The organism is Streptomyces sp. NBC_01267 (assembly GCF_036241575.1).
Taxonomy (GTDB): domain Bacteria; phylum Actinomycetota; class Actinomycetes; order Streptomycetales; family Streptomycetaceae; genus Streptomyces.
On sequence record NZ_CP108455.1, the window covers coordinates 6,203,528 to 6,216,055 of the forward strand.

11 protein-coding genes are annotated in these 12,528 nt (G+C 70.6%); 6 read left to right on the top strand and 5 right to left on the bottom strand.

Annotated features, from left to right (window positions below):
* The first annotated feature begins 31 nt into the window (after nt 1-31).
* Genes OG709_RS28305 through rfbB form a run of 4 tightly spaced genes read left to right on the top strand, consistent with a single transcriptional unit; the run spans nt 32 to nt 3,461 of the window.
* The gene (locus OG709_RS28305; RefSeq protein ID WP_250304684.1) at nt 32-325 is read left to right on the top strand and encodes a ferredoxin; all 294 of its coding nucleotides are present in this window, start codon (nt 32-34) and stop codon (nt 323-325) included.
* A complete protein-coding gene (locus OG709_RS28310) occupies nt 325-1,230 on the top strand; it encodes a menaquinone biosynthetic enzyme MqnA/MqnD family protein (RefSeq protein WP_250304683.1) in 906 nt (301 codons plus the stop codon). Before OG709_RS28305 ends, OG709_RS28310 begins: the two co-directional genes overlap by 1 nt.
* Before the next feature lie 56 nt (nt 1,231-1,286).
* Nucleotides 1,287-2,483, top strand: coding sequence for a cyclic dehypoxanthinyl futalosine synthase (mqnC, locus tag OG709_RS28315; RefSeq protein WP_250304682.1), 1,197 nt, complete (start codon nt 1,287-1,289; stop codon nt 2,481-2,483).
* 15 nt (nt 2,484-2,498) lie between these two features.
* Nucleotides 2,499-3,461, top strand: a complete 963-nt coding sequence (gene rfbB / locus OG709_RS28320) for a dTDP-glucose 4,6-dehydratase (RefSeq protein WP_329168050.1) — start codon at nt 2,499-2,501, stop codon at nt 3,459-3,461.
* A gap of 72 nt (nt 3,462-3,533) precedes the next feature.
* Here rfbB and OG709_RS28325 read toward each other — a convergent pair whose 3' ends face one another.
* From OG709_RS28325 to OG709_RS28345, 5 genes are read right to left on the bottom strand one after another with little or no spacing between them, the layout of a single operon-like run.
* Entirely contained in the window at nt 3,534-4,865 is a 1,332-nt protein-coding gene (locus OG709_RS28325) for a cytochrome P450 (protein ID WP_329168052.1), read from the bottom strand.
* Entirely contained in the window at nt 4,862-6,082 is a 1,221-nt protein-coding gene (locus OG709_RS28330; RefSeq protein WP_329168054.1) for a macrolide family glycosyltransferase, read from the bottom strand. The genes OG709_RS28325 and OG709_RS28330 overlap by 4 nt, the downstream gene beginning before the upstream one ends.
* Entirely contained in the window at nt 6,079-7,299 is a 1,221-nt protein-coding gene (locus OG709_RS28335) for a macrolide family glycosyltransferase (protein ID WP_329168055.1), read from the bottom strand. Before OG709_RS28335 ends, OG709_RS28330 begins: the two co-directional genes overlap by 4 nt.
* Complete coding sequence (gene rfbA / locus OG709_RS28340; protein ID WP_266640334.1) at nt 7,296-8,177, bottom strand: glucose-1-phosphate thymidylyltransferase RfbA; 882 nt, start codon at nt 8,175-8,177, stop codon at nt 7,296-7,298. Before rfbA ends, OG709_RS28335 begins: the two co-directional genes overlap by 4 nt.
* The gene (locus tag OG709_RS28345) at nt 8,174-9,466 is read right to left on the bottom strand and encodes a macrolide family glycosyltransferase (protein ID WP_250304677.1); all 1,293 of its coding nucleotides are present in this window, start codon (nt 9,464-9,466) and stop codon (nt 8,174-8,176) included. The genes rfbA and OG709_RS28345 overlap by 4 nt, the downstream gene beginning before the upstream one ends.
* Before the next feature lie 143 nt (nt 9,467-9,609).
* Between OG709_RS28345 and OG709_RS28350 the strand changes: the two genes are divergently transcribed.
* Both OG709_RS28350 and OG709_RS28355 read left to right on the top strand, forming a co-directional pair.
* Nucleotides 9,610-11,265 (top strand): beta-N-acetylhexosaminidase, encoded by a 1,656-nt coding sequence (locus OG709_RS28350; protein ID WP_250304676.1) that lies wholly within the window; start codon nt 9,610-9,612, stop codon nt 11,263-11,265.
* A gap of 152 nt (nt 11,266-11,417) precedes the next feature.
* The gene (locus tag OG709_RS28355) at nt 11,418-12,503 is read left to right on the top strand and encodes an arylcarboxylate reductase (RefSeq protein ID WP_329168058.1); all 1,086 of its coding nucleotides are present in this window, start codon (nt 11,418-11,420) and stop codon (nt 12,501-12,503) included.
* The last annotated feature ends 25 nt before the right edge of the window (nt 12,504-12,528 follow it).

Sequence of the window (12,528 nt, forward strand, 5' to 3'; positions counted from 1 at the left end):
CCGGAATCACCCAACGACCGGTAGGTGTGAGATGACTGCGCGGGACGAGACCCTTGAGGTCTGGATAGACCAGGATCTGTGTACGGGAGACGGCATCTGCTGCCAGTACGCCCCCGATGTCTTCGAGCTGGACATCGACGGGCTCGCCTACGTCAAGGGCGCCGACGGCGAACTGCGGCAGCAGGAGGGCTCGGCGGTCCCGGTCCCGGTGCCCGCCCTGCGCGACGTCACCGACTCCGTCACCGAGTGCCCGGGGGAGTGCATCCACGTGCGCCGGGTGAGCGACGGCGTCGAAGTGTACGGACCGAACGCGGTCGACGCCTGATGCTGGAGACCACCGACCGGCGCCCCGCCGGGCAGGGACCGCGGGCCGCCCTGCGCCGCCCGCGCGTCGGGCACATCGACTTCCTGAACTGCCTCCCGCTGTTCTGGGGCCTCGCCCGCACCGGGAACCTGCTCGACCTGGACCTGCGGAAGGACTCCCCGGAGCGGCTGAGCGACGCGCTGGTCTCCGGCGAGCTGGACATCGGCCCGATCAGCGTCATGGAGTATCTGCGCAACGCCGACGACCTGGTCGTCCTGCCGGACATCGCGGTGGGCGCGGACGGGCCCGTGATGTCCTGCCTGCTGGTCAGCAAGGTGCCGCTGAAGGAGCTCGACGGCGTCCCGGTCGCCTGCACCACCACCAGCCGTACCTCGGTACGCCTGGCCGAGCTGCTGCTCGCCGAATCCGTGGGCGTGCGGCCCGAGTACTTCAGCTGCCCGCCCGACCTGCCGACCATGATGTCCGGCGCCCCGGCCGCGGTGGTGATCGGCGACGCCGCTCTGCGCGCCTCACTCCTCGAAGCGGGCACCCTCGGGCTCGAAGTGCACGACCTGGGCCAGATGTGGCAGGAGTGGACCGGCCTGCCCTTCGTCTTCGCGGTCTTCGCGGCCCGCCGCGACTTCCTGGCCCGCAACGACGTCCTCGTCCGCGAGGTCCACGCCGGATTCCTCGCCTCCCGTGAACTGTTCCTCGCCGAGATCGACGAGGTCTGCACCAAGGCCGCCCGCTGGGAGGAGTTCGACGCCGAGACCCTGAAGCGCTACTACCTCTCCGCGCTCGACTTCAGCCTGGGAGAACGGCAGTTGGCCGGTCTCCGGGAATTCGCCCGCCGGGTCGGCGGCGCCGGAGCGGGCTTCCGCCCGGACGTCGCACTCCGGCTGATGGACACCGGCCGGACGGTCTGACGCCGCCCCGACCCGTGCGAAGCACCGCCACCCCACCCCAAGAAAGGCGGCCCGAAGTGGCCCAGCCGAACAGTCATCTCACCGCTGCTCTGGACCGCGCCGCCGACGGGGGCCGCATCACGCCCGACGAGGCGCTGGAGCTGTACCGCGACGCCCCGCTGCACGCGCTCGGTTCGGCCGCGGACGCCGTACGCCGGCGCCGCTTCGCGGACAGCGGGCACCTCGCGACGTACATCATCGAGCGGAACATCAACTACACCAACGTCTGCGTGACGGCGTGCAAGTTCTGTGCCTTCTACGCCCCGCCGAAGTCCGACGCGGGCTGGGAGCGCGATCTCGACGACATCCTGCGCCGCTGCGGCGAGACCGTCGAACTCGGCGGCACGCAGATCATGTTCCAGGGCGGCCACCACCCGGACTACGGCGTCGAGTACTACGAGCGCACCTTCTCCGCGATCAAGAAGGCCTACCCGCAGCTCGTGATCCACTCCCTCGGCGCCTCCGAGGTCGCGCACATGTCGAAGATCTCCGGGGTGTCGACCGCCGAGGCGATCGGCCGGATCCGGGACGCCGGTCTCGACTCGTTCGCGGGCGCGGGCGCGGAGCTGCTCCCGGCCCGCGCGCGCACCGCCATCGCGCCGCTCAAGGAGTCCGGCGAGCGCTGGCTGGAGATCATGGAGACCGCGCACGGGCTGGGCGTCGAGTCCACCACGACGATGCTGATGGGCACCGGCGAGACCAACGCCGAGCGCATCGAGCACCTGCGGATGATCCGCGACGTGCAGGACCGGACGGGCGGCTTCCGCGCGTTCATCCCGTACACCTACCAGCCGGAGAACAACCACCTGAAGGGTCAGACGCAGGCGACGTCGCTGGAGTACCTGCGCATGATCGCCATCGCCCGGCTGTTCTTCGACAACGTCGCCCACATCCAGGGCTCCTGGCTGACCACCGGAAAGGAACTCGGTCAGCTGACCCTGCACTACGGCGCCGACGACCTCGGCTCGGTGATGCTGGAGGAGAACGTCGTCTCGTCGGCCGGTGCCAAGCACCGCTCCAACCTGCCCGAGCTGATCGACCTCATCCGCGGCTCCGACCGCGTACCGGCCCAGCGCAACACCTCGTACGAGATCCTCCGGGTGCACGACGACCCGGCCAACGACCCGGTCGACGAGCGGGTCGTCTCGCACCTGTCGTCGACCGCGGACTCCGGCGCACCCCGCCGGAATCTCAAGGTCCTGCCGGTCGGCTGAGGGGACACGGTCGACATGAAGGTATGTGTGACCGGCGGCGCGGGCTTCATCGGATCGCACTACGTGCGGGCGATGCTGGCCGGCGAGTACGCCGGGTACGAGGACGCCGAAGTGACGGTCGTCGACCTGCTCACCTACGCGGGCAACATGGCGAACCTGCCGATGGACCAGGAACGGCTGACGTTCGTCCGGGGCGACATCCGGGACGCGGACCTGCTCGCCTCGGTGCTGCCGGGCCACGACGCCGTGGTGCACTTCGCGGCGGAGTCCCACGTGGACCGGTCACTGGTCGGCGCGGTGCCGTTCGCCTCCACCAACGTGCTGGGCACCCAGCAGCTCCTGGACAGCTGCCTGACGGCCGGGGTCCGTACGGTGCTGTGCGTCTCCACCGACGAGGTGTACGGCTCGATCGACTCCGGCTGCTGGGACGAGAACGAGCCGCTGCTGCCCAACTCGCCCTACTCGGCGTCGAAGGCGGGCAGCGACCTGGTCGCCAGGGCCGCCTGGCGCACCCACGGCCTGGACGTGCGGATCACCCGCTGCTCCAACAACTACGGCCCGTACCAGAACACCGAGAAGCTCATCCCGCTGTTCATCACCAACCTGCTGCGCGGACGGCCGGTCGGGCTGTACGGCGACGGGGCCAACGTACGCGAGTGGCTGCACGTCGCCGACCACTGCGCGGCGCTGCAACTGGTCCTCACCGACGGCCGTCCGGGCGAGATCTACAACATCGGCAGCGGCGTCGAGGTGACCAACGCCTCGATCGCCGACCGGCTCGTCGAACTCTGCGGCGCCGACCCGGGACTGATCCGGTACGTCGCCGACCGCAAGGGCCACGACCTGCGGTACGCGCTGGACCTGGGGAAGATCACCAAGCTCGGTTTCACTCCGGCGTACGAGTTCGCCGCCGGTCTTGAGTCCACCGTGCGCTGGTACCGCGACCACCCGTCCTGGTGGGCGCCGGACGCCGGCTGACGTCACGGAGTCATAGGGGTACGCCGAAGGGCGGCTGCCGGAAGCATCCGGCAGCCGCCCTTCGGCACACCCCTATGCGTCGTTCCTGTCCCAGCCGACCAGCAGCTCGTGCACGCCGTAGTGCAGCATGTCCGCGCGCATCGGCACGTCCCCGGCCGCCTTCGCCAGGCGCAGCGAGGGGAAACGGTCGAAGAGCGCGGGATAGGCGATGCGCAGCACGGCGCGGGCGAGGTTCTGGCCGATGCACTGGTGCACGCCGTGCCCGAAGGCCACATGCCCCTGCGGGTCCCCGGTGATGTCGAGTCGGTCGGGGTCGGGGAAGTGCGCGGGATCCCGGTTGGCCGCGGGCAGTGCCACCACCACCGTGTCGCCCGCCCTGATCCGCGCCCCGTTCAGCTCCACGTCCTCCAGCGCGGCCCGGCTGGCCCCGAGGTGCGAGATGGTCAGGTGGCGCAGCAGCTCCTCGACCGCGTTGTCGATCAGCTCGGGCCGGGCCCGCAGCGCGGCGAGCTGTTCCGGGTGGGTGAGCAGCGCGAAGGTGCCGAGGGCGAGCATGTTCGCGGTGGTGTCGAATCCGCCGCCGATCAACGCCCAGGCGAGATTGGTCTGTTCCTCGACGGTCAGCCTGCCGTCCCGGGCCAGCTCGCTCAGCAGATCCGGTCCGGATCCGGACCGTTTCGACTCGACGAGCTCCTGGAGCACCTCGGCGATGTCGGTGCAGGACGCGATCAGCTCCTCCACCGTGTACGTCATGCGCGACAGCACCGCCATGTGCGTGCTCAACCGCTCCCGGGCGGCATCCGGTATGCCGAGCATCCCGCACATCACGCGGACGGCCACCGGTTCGGCGAACGTGCCGACGAGGTCCACCGGGCCTTCGACCCTCGCCATCGCGTCCAGCTGTTCCCGGACGATCCCGGTGATCATCGGGGTGAGTCCGGCGATCCCGCGCACGGTGAACCTGCGGGTCAGGAAGCGCCGGTAGTACGAGTGGTCGGGCTGGTCCATCTTGATGAAGGCGCCGGGCGCCGCGGGTGGCGGTGTGTACGCGGTCATCGGGAACGGCGGCGGGATCGGCAGGCCGATCAGCTCGTTGCGATGGCTGAACCGGGCGTCGCTGAGCACGGCCCGCGCGTCGGCGAGCCGGGTGACCAGCCAGCCGGAGCCCTCGCCGGGGCCCACCGTCAGCTCCAGCGGCGCGACCGGGCAGCGCTCCCGCAGCGCGGCGTACTCCGCCGGCGGGTCGAAGGGACAGGCCCGCTCCACGGGCAGCGACACGGGCGGCGACACGGGCGGCGACACGGGCGGCGACACCGGCGGTGATACCTGCCGTGGCACCGGCCCCGATCCGGGCACCGCCCCCTGCGTGCGGTCGCCCTCCGGGTGCGTACGCGGCTCGCTCACCGGACCTCCAAGGAAGCGGTGCGCAGCCGCTCCTCGATCACATCGGCCGCCCTGCGCGCCCCGCCCGCCGCCCTGACGTGCTGCCGCATGTCCCGTACGCGCTCCCGCATTCCGCTGTCACCCGCGACCCGCGCGACCGCGTCCCGCAGCGCCTCCGGGGACACCTCGTCGCGCTGCACCACCTCGGCCAGGCCCAGTTCGGTCAGCCGCCGGGCGTTGACGTGCTGCTCGGGGTGGTGCGGGACGACCACCATCGGCACCCCGGCGTACAGCGACTCCATGATGCTGCCCATCCCGGACTGGCAGAGGAAGACCGAGGCGTGGGCGAGGACCGCACCCATCGGGACCCACCGGTGCGCCTCCACGTTCGGCGGTAGCTCACCCAGTTCCCCGGGGGCGACCCGGTCACCGAGCGCCAGCACGACGTGCCAGGGCAGGTCGGCGAAGGCCTTCGCGCAGTGGCGGAAGAAGTCGGGCCGGTTGTTGACCGTGGTGCCCAGGGAGACCAGCAGCACCGGAGCGCCGCTCGCGGGCGGCTGCCAGCCGTCCTCCTGCCGCCCGTCGCAGGTCGGTCCGACGAAGGCGTGCCGTTCGTCGAAGGTCGCACCCGCGAACTGGAACTCACGGGGCAGGAACGCCAGGGTGAACTCCCGCCGCCCGTAGAACAGTTCGGCCTTCTGCTCGTCCCGCAGCCCACTGCTGCCGACGGTCTCCGTCAGCCGGGCCGCGAACTCGACGATGGCCGGGTGCGCGGGATCGACCCGACCGGCGTACTCCTGGTGCTGCGCGGACAGGTCGAAGTGCTCGTTGGAGATGAAGGTGGGGGACAGCTGGATGCTCGGCCGCTGCCAGCGGGCGGCCAGCAGCCGTCCGGTCAGCCAGAGCGTCGTGTCGTACACGACGGCGTCCGGCGGCCCCCCGGAAAAGCACGACTCGATCGTCGGCAGCACCGCGGTGCTCGCGTCGAGCAGCTTGAGCGGGGCGCGGGCGCACTCGTCGGCGTCGATGTTCTCCGGCGGCGGGTCCGAGGAGAGCGGCGGATCGTACGGGCGCACCTCGGCGCCCGTGGCGCGCACCCGCTCCTCGAAGTCCTCGGTGGCGAAACAGGTCACCCGGTGCCCCCGCGCGACGAGTTCGGCCACCACCGGCAGCACCGGCATCATGTGCCCGTACGCCGGATAGGGCAGGAACGCCAGATGTCTGCGCGGCCCGGTCATGAGGCGGCCAGCCGGGCCTCGACGGTGTCGGCGGCGAGCGCCGGCCCGCCCCGGCCCGCGATGCTCGCGGACAGGTCCTTCACCCGCTGCCGGGCCGCGGCGTCCTCGGCCAGACCGAGCACCGCGTCCCGCAGCCGGTCCGCCGTCAGCGCGTCCGGGGTGAGGGAGCGGCCGAGCCCCAGCTCGGTCAACCGGGCTGCGACCAGGTCCTGTTCGCCGGTGCGCGGGACGACGACCGGCGGTACGCCGTAGTACAGCGACTCCATGGTGCTGCCCATCCCGGCGTGCGAGACGAACGCCGACGCGTGCGCGAGCACGGCCAGCTGCGGCACCCACGGCCGCGCCTCGACGTGCGGCGGGAGCGGGCCCAGGTCGTCCGGTGTGACCAGGCCGCCGAGCGACATGACGACGTGCATCGGCTGGTCGGCCAGCGCCGCGAGGGCGTCCCGGTAGAACGCCGCCTGGTTCTCGTACCCGAAGCTGCCGAGCGCGACCAGCACCACCGGCCTGCCGTCCGACGGCGGCTGCCACGTGCCCTGCCCGGCACGGTCGCCGATGCACGGGCCGACGAAGACGTGCCGGTCGTCGAACGTCTCGATGCCGGGCTGGAACTCGGGGGGCACGAACACCAGGGTCTGTTCCTCGGCGGCCCCGGCGAAGTCCTCGTTCGACAGACCGGTGAGCCCGTGGGCGTCCAGCGTCCCGCGCATCTTCTCCTGCGCCTGCCGCAGCGCCGGATGGTCCGGATCCGGCGGGGACATGGACGCGGCCAGTGCGGCGTACGGGGAGAACGTGTTGCTGGACACGAAGGTGGTCGCGGTCAGCGCGGTGGGCAGGTCCCACTTGCGCGCGAGCAGACGGCCGGTGGCGTAGCCGAACGAGTCGTACACCATCAGGTCCGGCCGGTCGGCGCCGAGACGGCGTTCCGCCTCGGCGAGCGGCGTGAAGACCTCCGAGAGGTGCACCAGGCCCGCCTGGGCCATGTCGTCACCGGTGATCTCCGACGGGATGGCCACGGTGTTCCACGACTTGGGGACGAGCGATTCGTAGGGGATGACGTCGGCCCCGGTCGCCGCGACGACGTCGGCGAAGTGCGAGGCGACCACGTACGACACCCGGTGGCCGCGGCGGACGAGTTCGGCGACGACCGGCAGGGTCGGGTTGACGTGGCCGTGGGCCGGATAGTTGAAGAAGGCGATGTGGCGGCCGGTGGTCATCGGCGCTCCGTTTCGGTCGTGGCGATCTCCATGACGTACTGCCCGTAGCCCGACTTGGGCAGCGCGGCCCCGCGCCGGTAGCAGGCCTCCGCGTCGATGAAGCCGCGTCGCAGCGCGATCTCCTCGATGCAGGCGATACGGACGCCCTGCCGCCGCTCCAGCACCTGGACGTACTGGCCCGCGTCGAGCAGCGAGTCGTGGGTCCCGGTGTCCAGCCAGGCGAAGCCGCGCCCGAGGTCGATCACCTTCGCCCGGCCCTCCCGCTGGTAGGGCCGGATGACATCGGTGATCTCCAGCTCGCCGCGCGCCGACGGGGTGAGGTTCTTCGCGATGTCCAGGGCGGTGTTGTCGAAGAAGTACAGACCGGTGATGGCCCGGTCGGTACGCGGGTGGGCGGGCTTCTCCTCGATGGCGACCAGCCGCCCGTCGTCGTCGACCTCGCCCACGCCGTACCGCTCCGGGTCGGAGACGCGGTAGCCGAACAGCACACAGCCGTCCAGGGTCTGCCGGCTGTCGTGGAGGAAGCCGGAGAGGCCGGGCCCGTAGAAGATGTTGTCGCCGAGGATCAGCGCGATCGAGTCGTCGCCGACATGGTCCGCGCCGATGATGAACGCCTCGGGCAGCCCGCCGGGCTCCGGCTGGACGGCGTAGCTCAGATTCAGCCCGAGTTCCGAGCCGTCGCCGAGCAGCCGCTGGAAGAGCGGCTGGTCCTCGGGCGTGGAGATGATCAGGATGTCCCGGATGTCGGCGAGCATCAGCACCGACAGCGGGTAGTAGATCATGGGCTTGTCGTAGATGGGCAGCAGCTGTTTGGAGACGGCCAGCGTCACGGGGTGCAGGCGCGTTCCGGCGCCCCCGGCGAGGATGATGCCCTTCATGGGTGAGTCACTTCCGTAGGCGGGGCTGGGTGGTCGGCCGGTCGGGGACGGCGCATCAGAGCCTCGGCCGCGTCGGCGCCGCGCACCGCACCACCCGCCTCGCGCACGTCCCGGCGCATCCGGGAGACCGCGGCACGGATCCGCGCACTGGTGGCGACCTCGTCGACCGCCGCACGCAGCGCGTCCGGGCCGGTCGCCTCCCGGTACAGGACGCGGCCCAGGTCGAGGTCCGCCACCTGGGCGGAGATGACCCGCTGGTCGATGTGGAACGGCACGAGCACCATGGGCACGCCGAAGAAGAGCGACTCCATGACGCTGCCCATCCCGGCGTGCGTGATGAACGCCGTGGCGTGCCGCAGCACTTCGGGGTGGCGCAGCCACTGGTGCGCCTCCACGTTGCCGGGCAGCGGGCCCAGCTCGTCGAGGGTGACGCGGTGGCCGAGGGTCATCACGATGTGCCACGGTGAGCCGGCCAGCGCCTCGACGCAGGAGCGCAGGAAGCTGCCCTGGTCGGGGGTGTAGGAGCTGCCGAGCGAGAGCAGCAGCACCGGCCGTCCGTCGGCGGGCGGCGACCAGCTGGTGGAGGCCGCCTCGTCCGGCTCGTCGGCCAGGCACGGCCCGACGAAGGCGAACCGGTCGTCGAACGTCTCCGGGGCGATCTGGAATTCCTTCGGCAGGAAGACGATGTTGTCGCCGTGCTCGGCGCCGAAGCCGTCGATCGGGACCTGGTCCAGCCCGCAAGAGGTGAGCAGCTTGTCCCGGCGGGCGACGAATTCGGTGATCAGGGGGTCCTGCGGGTCGACCGGCTCCGGCGGCGGGCCGGTGACCTCCTGGCTCTGGCGGTCGGACATGGAGAACCCGGGGCTCGACGCGATGGTCGGGCAGAGCTGTACGACGGGGACGTCCCAGGCGCGGGCCAGGATCCGGCCGGTCTCGGACGCCGCGAGGTCGTGGGCGATGAGATCGGGGTGTCTTTCGCCGAACCGGTCCACCACCGCCTGCAGGGGGGCGAGCGACTCCTCGAAGAACTCCAGGATGTTCTCCACGGCGGACCCGGTCGGTCCGTCGGCCCACGGGAACCGGGAGGCGTACACGACGGCCTCCGCCCCGACGGCGCGGACCATGTCGGCGAAACGCTCGGTGACGAAGCAGGTCACCCGGTTCCCGCGCCGGACCAGTTCGGCCAGCATCGGCAGCGTGGGCGCGATGTGCGCGTACGCGGGGAAGGTGAGGACGGCGACGTGTCTGGGCGGGTGAGGCGCGGGATTCAGACCTGATTGTCCATTCACGGCGCGAGTATGCACCCGCGAATTGCCCAGCGCGACAGCGGAGTTGGGAAGACTAGGGCTCCCGCTAGTCCATAGCGGCGAAGGTGGTCTTTGACAGAGTCATTACTAATCCGACCAGCTTCGCGAGAGAGACACGGTCCGAGATGAATGTAAGTGGAAGGCTGCCCGGACGGCCCCTCAGCAGACGCACGAAGACCTCGGTCATCGCCGTGGCGATGGTCGTCACGGTCGGTGTCTCCACCGCGGCGGCGTGGGGCAGCACGTCCTCCACTCCGGCGGCGAGCGGCGCAGTGCCGCTGACCCGGGTGGTACCCCAGCCGGCCAGCGTGCAGACCAAGCCGGGTGTGGCGTACACCCTCTCGCCGGGCGCCGCGATCCAGGCGACCGCCGGTTCCGCCGACGCGAAGGACGCCGCGGACTTCCTCGCGGGGCTGCTGCGCAAGCCGACCGGGTACGCCCTGCCGGTGCGCAGTGTGCCGTCCTCCACCACGCCGACCGGCGTCGCGCTGGTGCTGGGCGGTGCCGACTCGGTGAAGGGCGCCGAGGGTTACCAGCTGGACGTCACGTCCAAGGCCGTGACGATCCGGGCGAACAAGCGCGAGGGCCTGTTCAACGGCATCGAGACACTGCGGCAGCTGCTGCCCGCGAAGCTGGAGAGCCCGAAGCCCGTCGGCGGACCCTGGCGGATCCAGGGCGGCACGATCAAGGACCAGCCGCGTTACGGCTTCCGCGGGGCGATGCTCGACGTCGCGCGGAACTTCATGCCCGACACCGGGGTGAAGCGGTACATCGACGACCTCGCGCGCTACAAGATCAATTACCTGCATCTGCACCTGGTCGACGACCAGGGCTGGCGCATCCAGATCGACTCCTGGCCGAATCTCACCAAGATCGGCGGCAGCACCGGGGTCGGCGGCATATCGAAGGGCTACTACACCAAGGCCCAGTACAAGGACATCGTCGGGTACGCCTGGTCGCGCGGCGTCACCGTGATTCCCGAGATCGAGGGCTCCGACCACCAGCAGGCGGCGCTGGCCTCGTACGCCGAGCTGAACTGCGACGGCAAGGCGCGGGAGTTGTACACCGGCTTCCTCAAGAGCGACGAGGGCCTGCTCTGCGTCGACAAGCCGATCACCTACACCTTCATGGACCAGGTGATCAAGGAGGTCGCGGAGATGACCCCGGGGCCGTACATCGGCATCGGCGGTGACGAGACGCAGAACCGGTCGGCCGCCGAGCTGAAGACCTATTACAACAAGGTCGGACCCCTCGTCCAGAAGTACGGCAAGAAGGTGTACGGCTGGCAGGAGTCGGCGGTCGGCCTGGACCCGGCGACCACGACGACCGAGCTCTGGGGCGTCGGGATCGGCGACGACGAGGTGATCGCCGCGGCCAAGGGCGGCGCGAAGGTCGTCATGGCCCCGTCCGACCACGCGTACATCGACATGAAGTACAACGCGGAGAAGCCCGAGTACCCCGTCGGCAACACCTGGGCCGGTACGACCGATGTGCCGGACTCGTACAACTGGGATCCGAAGACGGTGCTCAAGGGGCTGCCCGAGTCGGCGATCGCCGGAGTGGAAGCCCCGTTGTGGACGGAGACCGTCTTCGGTATGGACCAGCTGGAGAACCTCGCGTTCCCGAGACTCCTCTCCATCGCGGAGATCGGCTGGTCGCCCGAGTCGAGCCACAACTGGGACAGCTTCAAGACGCGTCTCGCCGCCCAGGGACCCCGGCTGCGGGAGGCCCGGGTGAACTACTACATCGCGCCCGAGATCCCCTGGCCGTCCGGCAGTTGAGCGATGCGGGGCGGCCCGGTGGCCGCTCTGCCGAGGGAGGCCCCGGCGTGTGCCGCCGGGGCCTCCCCGCGTGACCGGCGCCCCGTGCCGGACAGGTCCCGGGGACCAGGTCCTAGGGACTTCCTCACTACGATCCGGCCGATACTGCGGCCATGTCGGTGAAGTTGAGTACGGATGAGCTGAAGGGGCTGACCGATGGCTGGCTGGCCCAGGACCTCGACGCATGGACGCGGCACGTGCTGCGGCGGCACTTCGACCCGGAGGACGGGTCCGCCTACTGGCTGAAGAAGCGGACCGAACTCGACTTCGACCCCCTGGCGATCACCCGCTACGAGGAGCTGGCGCAGTTCGACCACTTCGACCTGGCGGTCCTGCGCGACGGTGACCCCGCCGACTTCGTACCGGCGAGCGTGGCCCGCCCACTGGCCGGGCGGGTCTGGGAGTCGGGCGGCACGACGGGCAAGCCGTGCCGTGCCTTCTACACCGAGGCGATGAGCCGGCACTGGGCCGCCTGGCGCCACCTCGGACGGCAGATGGCCGGGTTCAGGCCCGGCGGCGTCTGGGTCGACGCCTGCCCCAGCGGCCCGCACCTGGTGGGCGAGGAGGCGGACCACCTGGCCGACATGTACGGCTCCACGGTGTACTCGATCGACCTCGACCCGCGATGGATCAAGCACCTCATCCGGGGTGGGCGCCTCCTGGAGATGGACGAGTACATCGGCCATGTCATCGAGCAGATCGTCGACATCATGGACACCCGCCCGGTGGACTACCTGCGGACCACCCCCGCCACCGTGCAGGCCCTGATCAACCGCAGGCCCGACCTGATGGCCAAGCTCTCCGGCGTCTACCTGGGCGGCACCCAGTTCACCCCGGACGCCTACCGGAAGTTCGCCGACGCCATGCCCGGCGGGGTCATCGGGACCACGTACGGCAACACCTTCGGCAACGGCAACGGCCTGCCGTCACCCGACGGCGGCGCGACCCTGCCCTACGTGCCGAACTTCCCGCACACCACGATGACCGTCGTCGACAAGACCGACCCCACCCGGGTCGTGGAGTACGGCGAGGTGGGCCGGGTGCGGCTGATGGTGCTGCACGAGGACCTCTTCCTGCCCAACGTCCTGGAGCGCGACCAGGCGATCCGGTTCCGGACCTCGGACCAGTGGCCCTGCGACGGGGTGGCCAACGTGCAGCCCCTCCAGGTCACCGCCGACAAGCCCGAGGGCCTGTACTGAGCCACCGGTCCTCGTACGGCAGCAC

Excerpts from the sequence above, each read along its gene's own strand:
- OG709_RS28305 (WP_250304684.1), top strand. The coding sequence starts at position 32 with ATGACTGCGCGGGACGAGACCCTTGAGGTCTGGATAGACCAGGATCTG.
- OG709_RS28310 (WP_250304683.1), top strand. The coding sequence starts at position 325 with ATGCTGGAGACCACCGACCGGCGCCCCGCCGGGCAGGGACCGCGGGCC.
- rfbB (WP_329168050.1), top strand. The coding sequence starts at position 2,499 with ATGAAGGTATGTGTGACCGGCGGCGCGGGCTTCATCGGATCGCACTAC.
- OG709_RS28330 (WP_329168054.1), bottom strand. The coding sequence starts at position 6,082 with ATGACCGGGCCGCGCAGACATCTGGCGTTCCTGCCCTATCCGGCGTAC.
- OG709_RS28335 (WP_329168055.1), bottom strand. The coding sequence starts at position 7,299 with ATGACCACCGGCCGCCACATCGCCTTCTTCAACTATCCGGCCCACGGC.
- rfbA (WP_266640334.1), bottom strand. The coding sequence starts at position 8,177 with ATGAAGGGCATCATCCTCGCCGGGGGCGCCGGAACGCGCCTGCACCCC.
- OG709_RS28350 (WP_250304676.1), top strand. The coding sequence starts at position 9,610 with ATGAATGTAAGTGGAAGGCTGCCCGGACGGCCCCTCAGCAGACGCACG.
- OG709_RS28355 (WP_329168058.1), top strand. The coding sequence starts at position 11,418 with ATGTCGGTGAAGTTGAGTACGGATGAGCTGAAGGGGCTGACCGATGGC.